General features: G+C 47.4%; 14 protein-coding genes. 4 read left to right on the forward strand and 10 right to left on the reverse strand.

Features of this window, described 5'->3' with window-relative positions; genetic code table 11:
• Positions 1-230: 230 nt before the first annotated feature.
• Positions 231-2,777 carry a glycoside hydrolase family 9 protein gene (locus KWJ01_RS18435; protein WP_224998457.1) on the forward strand — a complete coding sequence of 849 codons (2,547 nt, stop codon included), beginning with the start codon at positions 231-233 and terminating at the stop codon, positions 2,775-2,777.
• Positions 2,778-3,019: 242 nt separating this feature from the next.
• Positions 3,020-4,624 carry an AGE family epimerase/isomerase gene (locus KWJ01_RS18440; protein ID WP_224998459.1) on the forward strand — a complete coding sequence of 535 codons (1,605 nt, stop codon included), beginning with the start codon at positions 3,020-3,022 and terminating at the stop codon, positions 4,622-4,624.
• Between the two features lie 162 nt (positions 4,625-4,786).
• Here the strand turns inward: KWJ01_RS18440 and KWJ01_RS18445 are convergent, their stop codons facing one another.
• The gene (locus KWJ01_RS18445; RefSeq protein WP_224998461.1) at positions 4,787-7,279 is read right to left on the reverse strand and encodes a zinc-dependent metalloprotease; all 2,493 of its coding nucleotides are present in this window, start codon (positions 7,277-7,279) and stop codon (positions 4,787-4,789) included.
• A gap of 347 nt (positions 7,280-7,626) precedes the next feature.
• A complete protein-coding gene (locus tag KWJ01_RS18450) occupies positions 7,627-8,685 on the reverse strand; it encodes an aldose epimerase family protein (protein ID WP_224998462.1) in 1,059 nt (352 codons plus the stop codon).
• A gap of 415 nt (positions 8,686-9,100) precedes the next feature.
• Between KWJ01_RS18450 and KWJ01_RS18455 the strand changes: the two genes are divergently transcribed.
• Entirely contained in the window at positions 9,101-9,661 is a 561-nt protein-coding gene (locus KWJ01_RS18455) for a sugar O-acetyltransferase (RefSeq protein WP_224998464.1), read from the forward strand.
• Between the two features lie 12 nt (positions 9,662-9,673).
• Here the strand turns inward: KWJ01_RS18455 and KWJ01_RS18460 are convergent, their stop codons facing one another.
• The 3 genes from KWJ01_RS18460 to KWJ01_RS18470 form a co-directional block, all read right to left on the reverse strand.
• The gene (locus KWJ01_RS18460; RefSeq protein ID WP_224998465.1) at positions 9,674-10,555 is read right to left on the reverse strand and encodes a carbohydrate kinase; all 882 of its coding nucleotides are present in this window, start codon (positions 10,553-10,555) and stop codon (positions 9,674-9,676) included.
• A 115-nt stretch (positions 10,556-10,670) separates the two neighbouring features.
• Entirely contained in the window at positions 10,671-12,026 is a 1,356-nt protein-coding gene (locus KWJ01_RS18465) for a sugar porter family MFS transporter (RefSeq protein ID WP_224998466.1), read from the reverse strand.
• 388 nt (positions 12,027-12,414) lie between these two features.
• Entirely contained in the window at positions 12,415-13,932 is a 1,518-nt protein-coding gene (locus tag KWJ01_RS18470) for a catalase (RefSeq protein ID WP_224998467.1), read from the reverse strand.
• Between the two features lie 92 nt (positions 13,933-14,024).
• Between KWJ01_RS18470 and KWJ01_RS18475 the strand changes: the two genes are divergently transcribed.
• Entirely contained in the window at positions 14,025-14,981 is a 957-nt protein-coding gene (locus KWJ01_RS18475) for a hydrogen peroxide-inducible genes activator (protein WP_224998468.1), read from the forward strand.
• 72 nt (positions 14,982-15,053) lie between these two features.
• Here the strand turns inward: KWJ01_RS18475 and KWJ01_RS18480 are convergent, their stop codons facing one another.
• The 5 genes from KWJ01_RS18480 to KWJ01_RS18500 form a co-directional block, all read right to left on the reverse strand.
• Positions 15,054-17,039, reverse strand: coding sequence for a hypothetical protein (locus KWJ01_RS18480; RefSeq protein ID WP_224998469.1), 1,986 nt, complete (start codon positions 17,037-17,039; stop codon positions 15,054-15,056).
• Positions 17,033-17,713, reverse strand: coding sequence for an RNA polymerase sigma factor (locus tag KWJ01_RS18485; protein WP_224998470.1), 681 nt, complete (start codon positions 17,711-17,713; stop codon positions 17,033-17,035). The genes KWJ01_RS18480 and KWJ01_RS18485 overlap by 7 nt, the downstream gene beginning before the upstream one ends.
• A 69-nt stretch (positions 17,714-17,782) precedes the next feature.
• The gene (locus KWJ01_RS18490) at positions 17,783-18,475 is read right to left on the reverse strand and encodes an Ig-like domain-containing protein (protein ID WP_224998471.1); all 693 of its coding nucleotides are present in this window, start codon (positions 18,473-18,475) and stop codon (positions 17,783-17,785) included.
• Between the two features lie 359 nt (positions 18,476-18,834).
• Positions 18,835-20,874, reverse strand: coding sequence for a hypothetical protein (locus tag KWJ01_RS18495; protein ID WP_224998472.1), 2,040 nt, complete (start codon positions 20,872-20,874; stop codon positions 18,835-18,837).
• 407 nt (positions 20,875-21,281) lie between these two features.
• Entirely contained in the window at positions 21,282-22,154 is an 873-nt protein-coding gene (locus KWJ01_RS18500; RefSeq protein ID WP_224998474.1) for a hypothetical protein, read from the reverse strand.
• Positions 22,155-22,392 lie beyond the last annotated feature (238 nt).

A 22,392-nucleotide genomic window follows, 5' to 3' on the forward strand; every position in this document is an offset into this window, starting at 1 on the left:
CCCTAAGACCACAATGAAAAATCTACAACGTTTTAACTGGCCAAAACGCCAAGAATTTTCTCTATATTAGAAGACAGGGGTAAATGTCTCCGCTGTTTTTCTTACCCATACACATGCAAACCTACCGCTACATCAGTACCACTACAATCCTTCTGGTATCCTGATGTAAAGCAGGGGATTTAAATTATCGTTACAGTTGCACAGTTACTCAACCTATACAAAACCAACCAATGAAAAAAGTGCTATTCAATCGAATGTTCTGGGTACTGGGCTGCGCCGCCCTTAGCCATCTGGCGATGCCCGCCAGTGCGCAGCAACAGAACCAGCAACAAAAACTCACCCTCAACGAGCAGGAATACCTGGAAATGACAGGCCTGAACGTAATGCTGGCCCACGACTTTTATCCTGAAAGTCACCAGGGTGGTGTAGGGATCATCCAAAATGGACTGCGTGTGGCTACCAATGGCGATATACGCCTGGAACCAACCCCGGGGCAGTGGCAGCCGGTGCCCAAAGTGGGTGAGCGTGTGGTAGACCGCTCCACCGGCGAAATCAGCGTTCGCATGGCCTATCCCGATCCAGAAAAAAACAGGAAGGGCTTTAACCCCATCATTTACCCCGATCTGGATTTTGCTTACAACCTAAGGGTAGTGCCGGAAGGTAAATCATTCCGCATTATTGTTGATCTGGATAAGCCCCTGCCGGCCGAGTGGATTGGCAGGGTTGGGTTTAACTTTGAGTTATTCCCGGGCATACTGTTCGGGAAAAGCTATTACATGGACGATAAGTTTGGAATATTTCCCCGCCAGCTGAATGGCCCCGGTGCTTATGATCAGCAAAAGGAATACCAGACCGAACCAATGGCAACCGGCAAAACCCTGGTGGTGGCGCCGGAGACGGAGCGCCAGACCATGACCATCCAGAACCTGAAGGATAATGAACTGCAGCTGATCGATGGCCGCGCCCAGCACAATAATGGCTGGTTTGTGGTCCGCTCGCTGGTACCTGCAGGCGCCTCAAAAGGTGCCATCGAATGGCTGATTACGCCCAATGCCATACCAGGCTGGCAATACGAGCCGGTTGTACAGGTATCGCAGGTGGGCTATCATCCCAAACAGCAAAAAATAGCGGTGATAGAAACCGACAGAAGCGACAACAGTAAGCTGCCTGTTACGCTGTTCCGTGTTAAAGAAAGTGGCGGCCTGGAGAAAGTACAGGAGGTAACACCCAAAGACTGGGGCAATTTTCTGCGTTACCATTACTACCAGTTCGATTTTAGCAGTGTAGAGAAGCCTGGCATGTACCTCATTAAGTACGGCGATTTTGAAACCAATCCTTTCCAGATCAGCGAAACGGTATACCAGCGCCACGTATGGCAGCCAGTACTGGAAACATTCCTGCCTGTGCAAATGTGCCACATGCGCATAAACGATCGCTACAAAGTATGGCACGACCTCTGCCACATGGATGATGCCCGCATGGCTCCCATCAACACCAACCATTTCGATGGCTACCTGCAGGGAGAAAGCACGCTCACAAAATTTGAACCCGGGCAGCATGTTCCAGGTCTTGCAGTAGGCGGCTGGCACGATGCCGGCGACTATGACATGCGTGTGGAATCGCAGGCCGATGAGATTCGCATCCTTGCGCTGGCCTTTGAAGAATTTGGTGTTAACTACGACAACACCACCATTGACCAGGAGAAAAATGTAGCAGAGCTGCACCGCCCCGATGGCAAAAATGATATTCTGCAGCAGATAGAGCATGGTGCCCTCACCATTGTGGCAGGTTACAATTCACTTGGCCGCCTGTACCGTGGCATTATTGAACCAGATCTGCGCCAGTATACCCTGTTGGGCGATGCTGCCACCCAAACAGACAACAAAGTATTTGAGGCTTCGGCAGCCCCTAACCCTACTCCCGAAATAGGTTTTGAAGGTGCTCCTGACGATCGCTGGGTATTTACAGAAGACAACCCTCGCCGTGAGCTGATGGTAGCAGCATGCCTGGCCAGCGCTTCACGTGCACTGAAAGGTTACAATGATGATTTATCAAAAGAAACCCTGCGTGTAGCAGAGGAACTCTGGAACAGAACCCAGGAGAAAGACCCGCTGCAGCGTGTGCATGCTGCTGCAGAATTGCTGATTTCAACCAACAATAAAAAGTATGCTGATTTTCTGGTAAGCAATGCTGCCAGCATCAGTGAGCATATTGACAGAACAGGCTGGATGGTAGGCCGCACCCTGCCCCTGATCAATAATAAAAAGTACCGCAATACCATTACTGCCGCTGTTAAAAACCACAAGGCAAAAGTAGATGCACAGGAAAAAGAAACACCCTATGGCATGCCTTACAAGCCGGATATCTGGGGTGCTGGCTGGGGTATACAGGATTTTGGTGTAGAGCAGTATTTCCTGCACACTGGTTTCCCGGAGATCTTCCCCAACAACTACATGTTGCATGCCCTTAACTTTGTACTGGGCGTGCACCCAGGCTCTAACACCTCTTCTTTTGCTTCCGGGGTTGGTTCAAAATCGCTCACAGTGGCCTATGGCAATAACCGCGACGAATGGTCATATATTCCGGGCGGTGTTGGTTCAGGCACTGCCCTTATCCGTCCGGACTTTCCGGAGCTGCTCGAGTGGCCTTACCTCTGGCAGCAAACCGAGTATGTACTGGGTGGCGGATCTTCTAACTACATGTTCCTGGTACTGGCCGCCGATAAACTGCTTAACAGGCCCCTTGGGCAACAGCCACAGCAAAAGACCAGGAAGTAGCAGTAAGGGGCAGGAGTGGAAAAGTCACTTACAGATTATACAATCTTTGGTTAACTTTGGCACACGCATATTGCGTGTGCTTTTGTTTTACCCCAGTTCATATAACTGTAGCTGACAGAATACACCAATAAAAATTCAGAAGCGGTAATATGAAAGAACACCTCGAAAATAACCGGAGAGTACAAAATTCCGGCATGTAACCTGTTACCTTGTACATCAACCAATTTGTATTGCCTAGCCAAATGATACGATTTCGACCAGTTTTACTCCTTCTTGCTTTTGTATGCTCTTTGTCTTTTTTTGCTCATGCACAGGTAAATACGAAAGAGAAAATTGCCAGGGAAATGGAGTATTCCATCAAAAGAGAACTCCTTAATAAATGGTACCCTGAAGCAATAGACCGGCAGCATGGAGGCTTTTTGAGCACTTTCACCTATAACTTTAAGCCAACAGGCCAGCAGGATAAAATGATTGTTACCCAGGCACGTCATACCTGGGCAAACGCCAAAGCTGCCGTGCTGTATCCCGAGCTTGTCCATTATAAAGAGGGGGCTAATCACGGCTTTAAGTTCCTGCGCGATGTGATGTGGGATCAGGAGTATGGGGGTTTTTATACGCTTGTTGACCGGCAGGGTAAGCCAAAGGGTAGCGGGGGCGAACAAAAAACAGCCTATGGCAATTCATTTGGTATTTATGCACTTACCGCTCATTACATAGCCACCGGCGATACCAGCGCACTTAGCCTGGCTAAAAAAACCTTTTACTGGCTCGAGACCTACAGCCACGACCCGGCGCACCGGGGCTATTTTCAGCACCTGGAACGCAATGGAGAAGTTATCAAAAGAACGGGAAATATTCCATCTACTTCAGATATTGGCTACAAAGATCATAACAGCTCTATTCACCTGCTGGAGGCTTTTACCGATCTGTACCAGGTGTGGCCCGATAGCCTGCTGCGGCTGCGCCTGAAAGAAATGCTGGTGCTGGTGCGCGATACCATCACCACCAAAGATGGTTATATGCAGCTGTTCTTTGAGCCCGACTGGACTCCGCTTACATTCCGGGACTCTACCGAGGCGGCTATCCTCAAACACCGCTACCTCGACCATGTATCCTTCGGGCATGATGTGGAAACTGCCTACCTGATGCTGGAGGCTTCTCACGCACTGGGCCTCAAAGACGACCACAAAACAATGGCAGTAGCAAAAAAAATGGTAGACCATGCCCTTAAAAAAGGATGGGATGAGCAGCTGGGAGGTTTTTACGACGAGGGCTATTATTTCAAAGATAAACCGGGCCTTACTATCATTAAAGATGGTAAAAACTGGTGGTCGCAGGCCGAAGGCCTAAACAGCCTGCTGCTCATGGCCGAGCATTTTCCTGAAGATGAGATGGATTACTTCGGCAAATTTCAGCAGCTCTGGGACTACTGCCAAAATTACCTGATAGACCATGTGTATGGCGACTGGTACCAGGGAGGGCTTGATAAGGAACCGGAACAGAAAACCGCCCTGAAAGGCCAGATCTGGAAGGCAAATTACCACCAGCTCAGAGCCCTCATTAACTGCGTACAGCGCCTGCAGCCCGATACCACAGCGCCATCGGCACCTGCAAGGCTAAGCGCAGCCACCAGAAATGACATGGTGGTACTCAGCTGGCTTAAAGCCCGCGATAACAAAAAGTTGCTGGGATACAACATCTACCAAAATGAAGAGAAGATCGGCTTCACCTCCCTCACCAGCTTTACAGTGAAAAGTGCAAAGTCGGGGAACAAAAACAAATACCGTGTAACGGCAGTAGATTACCAGGGTAATGAATCTGGCACGGACAGAGTTCTTACCTTCTGATACCGATCGAGCAGAATGTGCGTCTGCTGCTGGCTGCAGGTGTTCCAGGTTACTTGGTTGATCATAAAAAAATGCCTCTGGAAATCTCCAGAGGCATTTTTGACTATTATTCTTGGCTTCTCAAAATTGAGATAACTCTTATCTTTTTTGAATAAGACTAGCTTATGCTTTGTTAGGATTCAGAATCTCCTCAATACGTTCTACCAGGTCTTGGTAATGATAGCGTGTGAGCGTATCAGAGGTACGGTTTTGGGCGCTGCGTACATCACGCTGCAGGCGCAGCAGCTCAGCCCTAACAATTGGACGTATATCAGATAACTCTACATCAACTGGCGTGAAACCCATGAAGAATTGTGCTCTGGCTGGCACCTGCCGTTGTTCTTTCTGCATCAGTTCTGCCAACTGCGAAATATAAGTCCGCTGAAGGTTACGGCGGTACACATCTGCTTTTACTCCCCTGCTTAGCTCCGACCATATACCCGGACGCAGGTCATCAAAAAGGTTTACCACACCATAGTTGTTTTCGTCCAGCTCCTGGGCTTCAATAAGTCTGGCTAGCCGACCCGGATCAAACAGCCTTTTGATGATACCTTCCTGCAGGTTTTTGATACGCTCAATGCTGCCTGTACCCTCAATCCTGCGTAAGATCTCTTTATTGAGCATCCATTCAGGAGTTGCAAAAGCTTGTTCGTTCAGGAATTTTACTGCCTCTCTCTGACGGGCTGCCGGCACAGATTGATATACAGCACCTTCCTGATCAAAGGTTTTATAAGTTTCATATACTCCGCCTACATTGCTGGTAACATGGCCCATGTAACGGTTCCACTGGCCCAGCACCTGCTTGTATAACTCGTCTAGTTCTTCATAGTCCTTGCCTTTTTCGCCTGTCCAATTGATAAGCTCATCCATGATGCGCTTAAGGTTCTTAATGCCATACATGCTTGCCTTCATAGCATTATCACCCAGGTCTTCTGTTTGGGCACGCGGGTCTATCGGGCTGGCTGTCTGGCGGCCAAACTTGTAAATTGGATCCTTCGCCCGCGCTAAAGTCCAGCTATTCAGTAATTCCTGTTCCTGGTCTGGTGTATTGGCTTCTGGCAGGTAGCTGTAACCCCATTTTACAGCCCATTTGTCATAGGGACCAATGTTTGGGAACAAGGTTACATCTTTATCTTCAGGCTGTGCTATATAGTTAAAACGGGCGTAATCCATGATAGAAGGTGCTGTACCCATGCGTGCTGTAAAGCTGGCAGAGCGAAGAGAGTCTACAGGATAGGCAGCACTGGAACCCATATTGTGAGGCAGCCCCAGGGTATGGCCTACTTCATGTGCAGATACAAAGCGAATCAGGCGGCCCATCACTTCATCCTCAAACTTGGTGGTTTGTGCATTAGGATTGATGGCAGCAGTCTGTACAAAATACCAGTTACGCAACAGGTTCATTACATTGTGATACCAGCCGATATCACTTTCAAGAATCTCACCAGAACGAGGATCATGCTCATTCGGTCCGTAAGCATTCTGAATATCAGAAGCAAAGTAACGAATTACAGAATATCGGGCATCCTCTGGGCTCCAGTCAGGATCTTCTTCAAAAGTTGGAGGATCTTTGGCTACTATTGCATTTTTGAAGCCTGCTTCTTCAAAGGCTTTTTGCCAGTCTTCTACCCCTTGCTTCAGGTAGGGGCGCCATTTCATTGGTGTGGCTGGATCTATGTAATAAACAATCTGTTTCTTCGGCTCTACAAGTTCACCCCGTTTGTAGGCTTCTATGTCCTCCTGCTTGGGCTCAAGCCGCCAGCGAACAATGTAAGTACGCTCCTTTGCTTTTTGCTCATCCAGGCCATAGTCAATTTGCCTGGTTGTGAAATAACCGACACGCTTATCTGCCAGCCGGGGCATCATAGGATCCTTGGGCAGCAACAGCATAGAATTGTTAATCTCAAGGGATATGGTAGCAGCTCGGGCCTCAGAAGGTGGTTCGCTTGCACTATACGTAAGCACGTGGCGAGCCTCTACGTTAATAGGAAAGCTTTTGATGCTTTCTACAAAGGAGCGACTTTCATCCAGCTTGCTTATTTTATACTCTTTTCTGCGTTCATTGTCCAGGCCAATAGCAGGCACATCTTTTGTAAAAAAGGGCGTAGCATCAATAACCACACTGGAGTCTGGTGCCAGTGTTTTTACCTCAAATGCATGTAAAATGGGATGAAAGTTAGAATTTTGTACTGACTGATAGATGGGTAATGAATCATTTGCTACGTTATCATAACTTACCAGACGTAGCAAAACTCTATTATCTTTTTTTTGCCAACGCACAACCTGGGTATTTAAGCGTTCACCGCCATAACCAATCTTGTTGGCTGTTTTGGAAATTCGGCTCACCAGCAGCATATCCCGGTTCATCAGAGAGTCAGGAATCTGATAGTAGTATTTATCCGCAACATGGTGAACGGTAAACAGCCCTTCGTCCGATTTAGCCTCTTTGGTGATTACTTTATCGAAAGGCTCAAGCTTGGAAACTTTGCTGCTGTTCGAAGAAGTGCCTGCTGGCTGGTTACCAGCAGGCTGATTTTTTGTAGCAGTACAACCAGCCAAAAGACCACCTAAAAGCATTAGGCTGAGAAAATGGCGGCTGCCAGCCTTCTTAAACATAATTGTCATTCGTTATTAAGCAGTTGAATTTTATTAGTGTTACAACATTTATAGACAAATTAAGTATTTAAATGATTACCAAAATCAAAATTTTGTCAAAAAAGATTAATTGATTTGAAGCTTACCTAAAGATAATGTAAAGGCCTGGCCTTCACCAGCAGGGCCTTCTCCCCCCTATAATCAAAGGTGCTTTGCCCAAAGCTGTTTACTGTACAACTTCTACTAACTGTACTTTTGTATATGATTTCATAAGCCACCTGCAGGATATACCGATCTTCCACATCTTCCCCTCCCGCTAACTTAGTATGATTAATATTTTGACAAATAGCACCATTGCTTGCCGCAGACTATTTAACAGCAAACTTGTATACAGTTTTAGCGCTGTAGGTCTCACCGGGCCGAAGCGCTACCGAAGGGAATTGGGGCTGGTTTGGTGAGTCGGGCAGATGTTGTGTTTCCAGGCATAGCCCGTAACGGTAATCATAGGTAACACCGCCCTTGCCCACCATTTGCCCGTTCAGGAAGTTTCCGGTGTAAAACTGCACCCCCGGCTCTGTGGTGTGCGTCTCCATATAGCGGCCGGTAGCAGGTTCGTATACGGTAGCAGCAAGTTTCATTTGGCCGGGCTCACCCAAAACCCAGGTATGGTCATAACCCCTGCCCAGCTTTATTTGCTCATGATCGGCATTGATGCTCTGGCCAACCCTGGCAGCATTTGTAAAATCCATGGGCGTACCTTTCACATCCTGAAGTTGCCCGGTTGGGATCAGGTCCTCATCCACAGGCACAAACTTATCGGCTTTTATCATCACCTTGTGGTCCAGTATGTCTCTTTTAGTATTGCCGGTAAAGTTAAAATACGAGTGGTTTGTAAGGTTTACTACGGTAGGCTTGTCTGTGGTGGCGCTGTATTCAATGATCAGCTCATTGTTGTCTGTTAAGGTATATACCACATCAACAGAAAGATTGCCGGGATAGCCTTCTTCTCCATCAGGGCTTAGGTAATGCATTTTTACGCCTACACCATCCTCACTACGCATTTCTTCTGCCTGCCACACTCTTTTATCGAAACCCTTCAGGCCACCATGCAGTGTGTTTGGGCCGTTGTTTTGGGCAAGGGTGTACTCCTGCCCGTCGAGGCTAAATTTTCCACCGGCAATGCGGTTACCATAGCGGCCTATTATGGCACCGAAATAGGGCACATCATCCTGCAGGTAGCCCGACAGGGAATCGAAGCCCAGCACCACATCTTCCATCTTTCCATTTTTGTCTGGCAGGATGAGTGAGGTTACAATGCCGCCATAGTTTGTAATTTTTGCAACAACTCCATGACTGTTGGTCAGCACGTATAAATCTACCGGAGTACCTTCTTTAGTAGTGCCAAAATCTACTTTTTCAATTTTCATATTTCTATGTTCTGTTATGCCTTGTGTTTACGCTTTTCCTGCTGGGGATTGCCGGTGCAGCACCAGCCCGCAACCAGCCTGCCCACCATCTGTAAGCTGCTTAGCCTCTTTTTCCTGCAGCTTTAGTCTTGTAATTTACTGCAGCTGTACTGATGTGTGGTTGATCCTTTCAACCGAAAGGACAAAAAAATGAAAGACCATTTTTTAAAGACCGGCATCAATAAACGAAACAAATCTGTTTCATCAAATCCCTCACCTGCTTTTCTTAAATACCTCCTTACTGCTTTCTCTACAGCCGTTTTTATGTGTACATTTCTGCATGAGTATCTCATGATGCCTTTATCAAGTCACCAGCTTTTAGTTTAACCAGCAATACCTTAAAGTAAGGCTGAAGAATCATTTACCTGGCAAACCTATGAAAACTGAAAAGGAAAAAATGTTAAGCGGGGCACTTTACAATGCACTGGACCCCCAGCTTATGGAAGAGCGCCGCAAGGCCAGGCTTCTTTTTAAGCAACTGAACGACACCCGTGACGATGAAGAAGAACTTAGGCTACGGATCCTGAAAGACCTGATTGGTAAAGCTGGTGAAGGTTTGTGGATAGAGCCTCCTTTTTACTGCGACTATGGCAGCAACATTACTGTTGGCGACAAGGTCTTCTTCAACTTTAACTGTGTGGTGCTGGATGTAATGCCTGTAACCATTGGCAGCCATGTGCTCTTTGGCCCGAATGTGCAGATATATACTGCCACCCATCCCATGGACTGGGAGGAACGTGCCGGGGGCCTGGAATCTGCCAAACCTATCACCATAGGCTCTAATGTATGGGTTGGCGGTAGCTGCATTATTTGTCCCGGCGTATCTATTGGCGACAGATCAGTGATTGGGGCAGGCTCTGTCGTGACAAAATCCATCCCTGAAGATGTATTTGCAGCAGGAAACCCCTGCCGTGTAATACGCTCCCTTAAGCAATAGACTAATGGAGGGCTACAGTTCCAGTACCCTCCTGATCTCTGGAGTATAGGCAGGCAGGGGTCCTCTGGATGAAGCTACAAAAGCACCCAGACGATTGGCAATATCGGCTGCCACCAGCGCATCTCCTTTCTTGAGGTAGTGATATACAAAAGCAGCACTAAAAGAATCGCCGGCGCCTACAGTATCTACTACTTTGGCCGGGTAGCCATTTACAAAGTAAAGCTCAAGGCCCTCCAGAATATAGCAGCCTTTTGCCCCGGCAGTTACTACAATTACCTCCAGGTTATACTCAAGGGCCATCCTGGCACAGAAATCCTGCAACTCCAGCGATTTATCAAAGAACATCCCGGACAATACCTCCACCTCTTCATCATTTAGCTTCAGCATGCTGCAGTGCTGTAGCGATTCATGAATAAGTTCTTTGTTGAAGCAGTCTTTCCGCAGGTTTATATCATAAAACACCTGCTTAAAGCTGTTATTCTCCAGTAACTGCTTTAGTGTATTGCGCGATTCTTCATTGCGCTGCGCCAGCGTACCATAATAAAGCACATCAAAACCTGCTTTTGCCACTGCTTTCGCATTGCCGTTCAGCGCTATATAATCATAGGCAACATCTCTCACAATGGTATAATCGGGCTGTCCGTTCTGGAAGACTACCGGCACCGTACCGGTAGAGTATTCATCTTTTACCTGAACAAATTCTGTATTAACACCCAGATCCTCTATCTGCCGCAGGGCCTCAGAGCCGAGCGCATCTTTACCAACTGCAGAGAAAATGTATGACTGCACCCCCAGCTGGGCCAGGTGGGCTGCAAAGTTCAAAGGGGCTCCACCCAGGTAGGGCTCTCCTTCGATGATATCGAACAGGATCTCACCAAACGATAATACTTTCATATGTTCAGGTATTTAATGCCGCTGCGCTATTCGCACAAAATAAAATTAGCCCCGTGTATATTTTAAATATACCTCACTACCTTTCGCTACACATCTGTACACATAACATACCTTTTTATACCTCAGCCGCTTTGGTTTTCTGCCCCAGTTCCTCCAGCGATACCCCTTTGGTTTCTGGCATTAACAACCACACAAACAGCAGTTGTAACACCATCATTACGGTAAATATCATAAAGGTGTTGCCTCCGCCCAGTGTAGCTGTAATGTATGGAAATATATTGGCGATAACTGCAGCCATAATCCAGTGGGTAAAGCTGCCCAACGCCATACCCGAAGCCCGAACCTTATTAGGAAAAATTTCTGAGATAAACACCCAGATCACGGCTCCTTGTGAAAAGGCAAAAAAAGCAATGTAGATAAACAGGTATACAGCTACCATGGTTCCATCTGCACTTTGGCTCAGCTCACCGCCCTGCATGTAAAAGAACCGGGCAACCATTGCCAGTGTAAAAATAAGCCCGAATGAACCCACCAGCATAAGCTTTCTCCTGCCAAAACGATCAATGATATTTACCGCCAGCAGTGTAAATATTAAGTTAACGAGGCCTACACCTGCTGAAGATAGCAGTGCTGAATCTCTGCCCAGGCCAGCCATTTCAAAAATACGGGGCGCATAATAAATAATAGCATTGATGCCTGATACCTGGTTAAAAAAGGCAAACAAGACCGCCAGCATTACCGGAATCCGGTATTTGGGTGAAAAAAGATTGCTTTTATCTACCTGCCGAAGGTCAGACTCCTTAGAATCCATAATTGCCTTGAGCTCTGTATCGGCCATGGCAGGATTTATCTGCCGGAGCACCTTTCGAGCCTCTTCGATGGCTCCCTTCTTCACCACCAGCCAGCGCGGGCTCTTTGGTACCAGCAGTACCAGCAGCACAAATACCAGGGCCGGTACTGCTTCTACCCCCAGCATCCAGCGCCATGCCCCCTCTCCCACATTCTGCAAGAGGTAGTTCGAGAGGTACGCAATCAGGATGCCCAGTACTATGTTAAACTGGAACATTGCCACCATTTTACCACGGTCTTTGGCCGGGGATACTTCGCTGATGTAAATGGGTGCGGCAATGGAAGAAGCACCAACCCCAATGCCACCAATAAACCTGAAGAAAAGAAAGAGGTACCAGTTTGTGGAAACAGCCGAACCCAGGGCAGATACCAGGTAAAGCACGCCAATCCAGAAAAGCGTATTTTTTCGGCCTATGGCATCTGAGGGTATTCCGCCCAGCAGGGCACCCAGCACTGTACCATATAAAGCAACGGCTACTGTAAAACCAAGCCATGCCTCACTCAGCTGCCACACCTCCTGTATGGCCTGCTCGGCCCCGGATATAACTGCTGTATCGAAGCCAAATAAAAACCCGCCAAGGGCCACAGTAAGAGACCAAAAAAAGACTTTTCTGTTTTTCATGCTAAAAGTTTGCTATGAATATAAAAATTTAGAGGTTCGAACACACACTGTGCCGCTAAACCTTTTGAGCGCATACTTGAATATTGCTTTCGCAAGCTGCAATTACCAGGGCGGTGCTGCAGTGCCAAGGGTGAAGTTTAAACACGCCCGGAAGCAAAAAAAACAGAATTGTGTAACGGTAGAAGTAATGCTTGGCGCTAAAGGAGGCTTAAGCATTCCTGCAAAGTCAAATGTTTCAAACCCGCTAAACCACAAGAGTAAAAGCCGAGAGCCAGGTGCAGCAATTATTCCATAACTATTTAAGCCTGCCGTAAGGCCTGGTTGCATTGGCTATAAAAAGAAAAGGGAGCTTACGCTCCCCTTTACTGCAAAATATATGGGCTTGTACTTATTGAACGCTTACGGTAGTTTGCTGTCCGTGCATACCACTCATCATGTTTTCAATGCCTGTTACGCCCAATCCCTGGGCCACACGCATGCCTAATTCAATATCAGCCCTGAAGAAGTGGCAAAGCTGACGATTGATGATCTCTGCACGCTTTGGACCTGTGATACCGCTCATGGCACCAACAATGTTGCTTACTGTTTCAAGACGTTGCTCTTCGGTCATTACCTCGCGGAACAGTTTGCCAGGCTGCGAATAGTGATCATCTTCACCCGGTGCATTGCGGTCGTACCAGTCTGCAATAATGCTGTCGAGCTCCTGTGCAGGCTCTTTGTATGAAGGATCAGGCTTGATGTTATCGAAGCTGTTCGGGAAGTAGTTAGGATTGCGGCCACCATTGCCATCCACACGCATGGCACCGTCGCGCTGGTAGTTGTTTACTGCAAACGGACAGCGGTTTACCGGAATCTGTTCGTAGTTGGCACCCAGGCGGTAGCGGTGTGCATCAGGGTAAGAAAGCAGGCGCCCCTGCAGCATTTTATCAGGCGAGTAACCAATGCCATCTACTACGTGGGCAGGTGCAAAGGCCGACTGCTCTACATCAGCAAAGTAGTTATCAGGGTTCTGGTTCAGTTCCAGCACACCAACGTCATGCAGCGGATAATCGCCATGAGGCCATACTTTGGTCAGGTCGAAGGGATTGATGTGGTAGGTTTTTGCCTCAGCCTCTGGCATAATCTGCACCTTTACATTCCACTTAGGGAATTCGCCGCGGTCGATGGCTTCAAGCAGGTCGCGCTGGGCATGATCCATATCTTTGCTCTTCATTTCTGCTGCTTCGGCATCGGTAAAGTTTTTAATGCCCTGTGCAGTCTTGAAGTGGAATTTCACCCAGAAACGCTCACCATCTTTATTGATGAACGACATGGTGTGGCTACCATAGCCATTCATGTGGCGGTAGCTGAAAGGAGTACCACGGCCACTCATCAGGATCATTACCTGGTGCAGCGACTCGGGGTTCAGCGACCAGAAATCCCACACCATGGTGGCTGATTTCAGGTTGGTGTAAGGGTCCCGCTTCTGGGTATGAATGAAGTCGGGGAATTTTTTAGGATCTTTGATGAAGAAAATAGGTGTGTTATTACCTACCAGGTCAAAGTTACCATCTTCGGTATAGAACTTAACGGCAAAGCCGCGGGGGTCCCTTTCGGAATCAGCAGAGCCCTTTTCGCCACCTACAGTCGAAAATCGCAGGAATACCCTGGTTTGCTTGCCAATTTCATTGAATAGTTTTGCACGGGTATATTTGCTGATATCATGGGTAACGGTAAACGTACCAAAAGCACCTGAACCCTTGGCATGCACCACCCGCTCCGGAATACGCTCGCGGTTAAAGTGCGCCAGTTTCTCATGCAGGATGTAGTCTTGCAGCAACAGAGGACCTCTAGGGCCTGCAGATTGGGTGTTTTCATGCTCGACATAGGGTCGGCCGGATGCTGTGGTAAGCTTTTTGTTTTCCATAGTCTTTGGCTTTAATTGTTGAACAAACTTAAAAATGATGGCTCCATAATGAAAATTGATTATTTTTATATCTTCATAAGCAACATCTATATATGTATATCAGTATTGTTCAGCTTGAATATGTACTTGCTTTAAGTACCTATGGCAGCTTTGTAGCAGCAGCCGAGCACTGCCATGTTACCCAGCCTACCCTGAGCATGCAGCTGAAAAAGCTGGAAGAAGAGCTGGGGGTGCTGCTTTTCGACCGTTCCAAACAACCCCTGATGCCTACCGATGTGGGGGCCCGTATTGTAGAGCAGGCCCGTGTTGTTTTGCATGAAGTTAGTAAAATAGGGGAAATTGTGCATGAGTCGAAAGGCATCATCAAGGGGGAGCTAAACATTGGCATCATCCCTACTTTATCGCCCTTTTTGCTCCCGCTTTTCATAGGGGAATTTAACAGAAAATACCCGGGCATTCAGCTGCATATACAAGATCTGCAGACCGAAGAAATCCTTGGTAAGATCAAGAAAGACCAGCTCGATGTTGGAATTCTGGTAACACCTACCCGCGATCCGGCAGTACAGGAAAAGCCAGTGTTTTACGAAGAGTTCTATGCCTATCTCGACGAATCGCTGGTAAAGGAAAGAAAGGGCAATTCCATAGAAATGGAAGAAATGCTGCAGAACCGGCTGTGGATGCTGGAAGAAGGCAACTGTTTCCGCAACCAGACTTTCAACCTCTGTGGCCTTAACCAGCTGCAGTTTAAAGACCTGAAGTTCCGCTACGAGAGCGGCAACCTGCATACCCTCATCAAAATGGTAGACCGTGAGGGTGGCATTACCCTTATTCCGCAGCTAGCTTCTTTTGACTTGCATGAAAAAAGAAGGGAGCAGTTGCGCTTTATAGGCCGTAACCACCCGGTGCGTGAGGTAAGCCTTGTGTACTCCAGGAAGTTTGCCAAAATTGGCCTGATCAGAAAGCTGGAAGAGGAGATACTTAAGAATTTACCCCAGGAGGTGCTGGGCAACTCAGCTGATAATATCGTGGAGATATATGCTGTAAAATAGTAAGCAACACCCTGAAATGAAAAGAGCCGGCAGCCTTTACAGGCCCCGGCTCTTGTATGTTTAAGCCTTGAATTAACGCAGGAAAGTTTTTCTCAACTGGAGGTTAAGCCCCAGGGTGTAGGGACGCAGACCAAATGGTTCCCTCGATTTAAAAGTAGAGCCCATGTAGTAGTTTACCATGGGTGTTGCCGAAACTTCATAACTGCCAAGTACTTTCAAATTGTAGCCAATGCCCAGGAGCACATTATAATTTAACTGCTCCAGCGGGTTATCATCTGCCGGAAACTCCACAGTTTCGAGCCATTCGCCGTTGCTGTACACTTTTGTACTGCCTTTTATCAGCAGGTTAAGCCCTCCCCCCACGCTGATGTTAAACCTGCGGAGGCTATTTTGCCAGAAGTAATAGTTTGCCCCTACCCGCCAGCTGCCATAAGCATAGTTGCTCACCAGCTGCCTGTCTGCAGTGGCTAAAACTGGCTTCAAGGCTATCTGTCCATCGGCAATTACCTCGCGTAAGAGTGTGTCTACCTCACCATTGGTATAGGTATAAGATACATTTTCTTTTAACTGCATAAAGCCCAAGCTGGTCTCCAGTTGCAAACGAGGGGTTACCGCCTTAGCCACACTAAAGCCAAACTCATAGCCCATACGGTCTTTTGCAGAACCGCCGCCATTGTTAAAGCTGGTGATCAGCACCTCGTCTTCCCCGTTAGGCTTATAAGTTTTGTAGGCATAACGGGGGGCAAAAAACACCGCTACAGACCAGGCTCCTTCCTGCTTTTTATCCTTGTTCACAACAGTGGCCTCCCCAAGCTGTGTTGCAGAATCAGCAACAGCAAGCACACTATCAGCAATAAAATAAGCAGTTGCTGTATCCAGCAGATAGCCCTGAGGCGCAATGACAGGCAACAGTTCAGCTGCTGGAGCAACATCAACTTTATTACCATCCAGGCTTTCCTCCTTAGCTACACTCATAGGTACCTGCTGCTGGTTTACAGAGGTATTCACTATCTGCACAGGCAAGCCTGCATCTCCTGCAGTTACTTCCTCCCTCTGCCCTGCAGGCGCCCCTGCTTTCAAAGTACTGATGGCTGCATCTATACTGCTTATCGATCCAGCCCCTGCCTTTTCGGTAACTTCTGCAGCTTTTTCAGCATCTTCAGTATTTTTAGCTTCTGTTTTATGCTGTTCTGCAGCAACAACACTCTGCTCTTCAGCAGGCTTTTGCTTATCGGTAGTGGCAGCGGCAGGCTGCAACACCAATCCCGCTTCAGCTTGCCGGTTATTTGCCATAGCAGGACTAGTGCTGGTGCCAGCCTCAGCAGCTTTGTCTGAGGAGGCAGTTTTGTCTCCAACTGTACTGCTCATAGCGGCTTTAACGGCATTTCTAGCATCAGCAGCTGCTGCATTAACCGCGGCACCTTTATACTGATTTGCGGCCTTTTCATCCGCTTTATCTGATCCTGTAGCAGGTTGGGCAGTCAAGGCCGGCTGTACCTGTGTTCTATTTTCTAAATGAGGCTGCCTGGCAACTACAGCATTAGTACCTGAAGCTGCTTCATTAGCTCCGGCTGTAGTGCGGATATCCCTTGCTCCATTAGCATTTTGCTGCGGCGCCACAGAAGTATTAGGCAGCAAGTCTCCTTCGGCAGCAATGTTGTTTTCCTGTACCTGGCCTATGTTCTCTTTGCTACCCGCTACCTGTACTGTTGCTGTTGCGGGGCTGTTCAGCACTTCTGATGATGGACCAGCAGCATGTAAATCAGCTTCATCCGGGGCAGGTTCAGGCAGTACCACCTCCGGCAGTTTAGCCACATCCGTTGCAGCTTGTTTCTCAAACAGGGTATTAGAGATCCGGCTTAGTGATGCCGGCTCATATACCATAAGACCGGAAAACACACCTACCAACAGCAGCCCCCCGGTCAACCACCAGCGGAGACGTATCCACCATGCCGGCCGGATATCAGGCTGAATCCTGCTCCAGGCTCCAGCCGGAGGCTCTTCCTCGAGCTCCAGCATTTTTCGCCGGATATCTTCCAGTTCTTTGTCGCTTAGCATTTTGCAGAGATTGAGTGTTTCTGGAGTATGTTTTTCAGGTAAGCCTTTGCCTTGGCCAGCTGCGATTTAGAGGTGCCCTCTGCAATCTGCAGCATATCAGCTATTTCGGCATGGTTGTAGCCCTCCATCACATAGAGGTTAAAAACCAGCTTATAGCCCTCGGGCAGCTGGTCAATAAAGGTCAGCAATTCTTTGCCGGAAAGGTCACTGACAATATCTTCTGAGGTAGGCGTCATTTCCTCTACGGCACTGTAGTCGACCTGCTTCTGATATTTGCGGTTTTTGTTGTAGTGGTTAATGGCTGTATTTACAAAGATGCGCCTTACCCAACCCTCAAAGGATCCCTCTCCTTTGTACTTGCTGATGTTGTTAAAAACCTTTACAAAAGCCTCGTGGAAAATATCTTCGGCCTCAAAACGTGATTTGGTGTAGCGCACACATACGGCCATCATGCGCCTGGAGTATAAATTGTAAAGTTTCTCCTGTGCCGATGGCTTTCCCTGCCTGCAGCCTTCAATGATTTCCTCTTCAGTAGGTTCTTTTGCTTTGGCTGCAGATTTACCTCCCAGCAGCCCCGACAGGATTAACCGAATAGCAGGGAGGGGCTGCCAAAGCTGTACCTCACCCAGGTATGCCTGTAGCAGGTAAACCAGGTGCAGCAATGACTGAGGCATGAACCCGCACTTTTTTATATGATGGGCAAGTACTAACATTTATCTGAGGCGCTCATGCCTGCAATTGTTTTATTTGATATTGATAGTTACTGTGGCTTCCAGCATGTTGGAACAATCAGTAGGGCAGTAACCATACGTTATAGTTTCCTGGCCTACAAAGTTTTTATCAGGGTAATACCTGAGCACTACATTATTTGGGTGGGAACCATGCCCCCAGATCACCTCATGATGTCCTGTACCCACATGAGAAGTTACCACCCCTATTCCATTACTTGAGCAGATCCTGTCATTTCTAAAAATCTGTACATCAACCCATTGATCATTAGTAGTTTCTGCAAAATCATCTGCTAAGGCATCTACACAGGTATTGGGATCCGGCAACTCATCAATGTATACCAGCACCTCCTCAGTTTTGCAGGTTTTTGCACTGCATACGGTATACGTAAACCTGTCTACTCCCGCAAATCCATCCTGAGGCAAATAATAGGTATCGGTACCATCCACAAAAAAGCTGCCATGCTGTGGCTGGTTAAATTTCACAGTTACCTCTACTTTTATGCTGTCATTTAACAGAGGATCGAGGTTGATTGAACTTGGACCATCGGGATATCGGTAGTCCCAGATTTCATCGGGCACTAGCCTGAATTCTTCAATAGTCCTGGGTACAACATCCTCGCCGGCAATATCACAACCTCCCAGCACTGCGGTACAGGCAATGGCCAGATGTAACTGGTTTTTTATCCTTCTAAAATAAGGGTTCATCTCTATGCTTGTTTCTACCGGTCAGACCAAAGCCAGGACAAAAGCGTTGCCTGGCTCCTAATTATTTTTCGGCAGAAACGGTTATCGGGTATCTGGTACAGCAATTCTTTAGGAAAAGCTACAAAACAAAGCTCATATTTCAATGCACAAAATTATAATATTCTGCATTTTATTTGCACCTGTTTTAGTCCCATTTCAACACTTACTGTCTGAAATCCATTATATTTTCTGTCCCGGCAACTGGCAGCTACACCAGATACAGATATTACTCACCGGGTAAAAAGAAAAAAAACTGCATACCAATGGCACACAGTTTTATCTTAAGAAAGGTGTTGAAATGATTCGGATTGATGTAGAACTCAGACTGGCTTATAGTACTCAAAGAAAGTATTATCCGGGTTGATTATTTTCAGCACCCAGCAATCAACACCAGCATAGTTCATGCGGCTTATCTGATATTTCAGGGCCAACTCTCCAGGAGTAACTTCCCAGTCAACATTCTGGCTTGTATCGCAGGCATTGTAGAAAAAGTCCCTCCAGTAGCTTTCCCTGAAGTGTAGTTCTCTTACACCATAGCTTTGCCTGATACTCACTTTCCCTAAAAGATATTCTGCAGAATAAGAGGTGCCGCAGCCAGTCATGGGGTGGCTTTCTGCAATTATCCAGGTGTAGCTGCCATCAGCCGCTATCTTGATACCAAAGCCGGTTTTGGGGTTCATGCTCCACGGGTCGCCTGCGCCACGGAACCATTGGCCGGCTGCCCTGTCATAGAACTTCTCATCGATGCTATAAGCCTTGGCTGCCATGCTGCGGCCATCCACCCACTCTCCGGCCAGCACCTCTATTGAAGGCACTTCAGGATCTGTAGTAGTCTGGTTTAGCTTTAACCTAAGCGGGTTCTGCTCAAAGCCATGAAAGCTGTTTGTGCTGGCCACATCTGCATTTAGCTGCGCGCCCTTGTCTGTAAAGGCCAGCAAGCCTAATCCCTGGCCAGCCCACATGCTGGTGTTTTGCATGTAGAGCTTTCCTGCTGTACCTACCGCTACGTTTGACTTCAGGTCATCAAAACCGGGCAGGGCTTTACCCCCGGCATAAGATACCTCTGCATACTCCAGCCTGTTTGCGCTACTGGCTGTATTGAACAGGATGCCTCCCCAGTAGCGGTAAGGATTATCTGAGCTGGTGGTAAAAATAGTTTTGTTACTGGCCGTACCTACGGCTGTTAAATAACCGTTTTCCACTACCTGCATCATTATGCCTTCCATGAATTTGAACGCAGCACCTTCAGCGATTTTCAGCCCTGATTCAACACTGATATCGCTGCTAACCAGGTAAGTAGAACCGTCGTTAAAATCGGGCCAGGTCACCTCCCCGCTTAGCTGCAAGGTACCGCCAGTTACTACACCATCGTAGCCGTTGTAGCCGGTAAAGTTAGATTCAGCATCGAGCTTGTGCAGCTGACGGGCCGGTACATACATAGCCGCAGAAGCATTGGTGTAAAAACTGTTATTGTTGAAAGCTTTGAGCTCCGACACACCCTGCACAAACATGCCGTAGCCCCCATTATCCACAAATTCAGAATTACTTACTTTTAGAGCCGCACCGGGTGCCGCAGTACCTAAAAGTGCTACCCCTGCTTTAACATCTATGCCGGGCATTTCTGAAAAGGGGCTGCTTCCGGCATGTGTTAACAGCACATGCTCCAGCTCGTTATAGGTACTGCTGCTGGAAATCAGGATACCTTTCCAGAATCCGCTGGCCCGGGTTTTTCCCATGAATATTATCTTATTATCTGCGGTTCCTCTGGCAACTAGAGCACCACCGTCCACTACTTTCAGGCTTTTGTCCTGCTCAAAGGCTACCACCACTCCGGGCTCCAGCACTAGCTTTGCACTTACTGTGATATCGCCGACTACAATGTAATCTGCTACTGCCGGATCCTCAAAGATGTTCTCCAGCACCACATCGTGGCTAACAGCTTCGCTCAGCATGATGGCTTCAGGGTCAGCCGTACCTCCGTCTGTACCAGTTGCTGTGGCGGTAATGCTTACTTCATCTGTATTAAACCAGATTTTATTGCTGATTTTAAGCTCCACCACATAAGTACCTGCAACATCAGGCGTAAACCTGGGGGCAGCAGTAGCAGCCTCATTCAAGCTGGCAGTACTGCCGGCAGGCCTGCTTTTGAGAATCCAGTAGTAGTCAAAGGTTTTCCCGTTACCATCGAGCGATGCAGACCCGTTTAGTGTTACCAGCGTGTTCACTGCAACTGTCTGGTCGGCACCAGCAACGGCTTTCAGTTTGTTTACAGGCGCAGGAATTGTTTCGTCTTCTTCGCAGGCTGCAATTCCTATCATCAGGAAGAGGAATGGCAGCAGCAGGTTGATGAGCTTTTTCATTTTCTTATTCGTTAATGGTTCTTATTGAATTTTAAGGACAAAAGTGTAGCAGTACAGCAAATGGTATTTTGCTGAAGCTGGTAATAGGTTGCTCTTTAAAATCTGCCCCTATTGGTACTAGTGAGCAGATAAGCAGGGCATGAAATAAGTTTTATTATTGTTGTGCAGCCAGTGTGCCTGCCATTTTACAGGCCAGCTTTTTGTGCTGATGTGCTTTTATGTTAGTGATCTATTACTGGCATAAACAGACGGGGCAATAGTGGCTGCGCCATTCAAACTTTGATCTTTGGGTTTTAAACTTTGTGCTTTGTTCATTTACCCGTCAGACCAGGCCTGTTCCAAAAGCGTTGCCTGACTTAAGAAATATTTTGAGATTTTTTTTAAGCTAGCCGAGCCTGCACCCTGCTTTACTGATACTCGTAAGTATTGGTGATTGCAGGCACATGCTCATAGCCTTCAACTTTATCAAAGCGCTGATAAGGAAGTCCGGACTCGTGGTAAGTGTAGGAGAACAGTTCTTTGGAACCAGCATTTCTGAAACCCGGATTATTCACAAACATTGTTACACCAGGCAGGTAAAGATCACTTTCTGCAGCAGGCCTGGGATTGATCTTATCATCATAATCTCCCCATGTGATGATGGATGGCTGCCCCAGGTCTTCAAATTTATCGCTTTGGGCATGGCGGATCGTTGCCTGAGACAGGTTCCCTTTTTCATCATAGTTATATTCAGAAACTGTTAACCAACCCCTGATGTAGTTGGGGTACCAGCTTGATTTTATTTTCTTCACCAATTTATCGCCACTGTATTCAAAGCGAAACCAATTGATCTCCAAACCATCCTGTGCGTAGGTTCTGGCAGCTGTAACTTTACCGCCTTCCCATTCATACACCAGGTAATGACCAGTTGCAAATTCCATCCTAACAGCCTGATTGCCCTCGTAGATCACCCTGTAATCATCATTGGCGTTATAGGAGTCATAAAAGTTTAAGCGTTTCTGTGCATCGTAACCCCATGCTGTCATTCCAACGCTGGTAAGCCTGGCATCTGCCGCAGGCGAATTAACCCAGGGGGGTACGCTGCCGCCATTGCCGGGAGTACCGCCGCCATTATTAGGTGGGGTTGTAGTACCACCTCCGTTGTTAGCATTGTCTTCGTCGTCTGTTGTACCGGGTTCGGGAGTCTCTGTTCTTACCGGCTCTACTTCTTCTTTCTCGCAGGAGGTAAAAATTACTGAAAAGCTAAGCACTGCTACTAAAAATAGATTTACAGTTTTCATGATTTTAGATAATAAGTGAGATTTACCAGGCAGACCAGGCATCTCTAAAAAGCGTTGCCTGGGATCTGAAAAAGTTTTAAATATTTTTTTAAGCACCCCGTAAACCCCTCCTGCACCCTATACCCGCTGTGCTAATGCTAAAACCCTACTACTCCAGCTAGTACACCTGCCATACACCCTCCCGTAGTGGCAAGGCATTCCATTCAGGCTGTTTTGATCACTGGTACCTAAGCCCCTA

Source organism: Cesiribacter sp. SM1 (genome assembly GCF_020178975.1).
Lineage (GTDB): Bacteria > Bacteroidota > Bacteroidia > Cytophagales > Cyclobacteriaceae > Cesiribacter.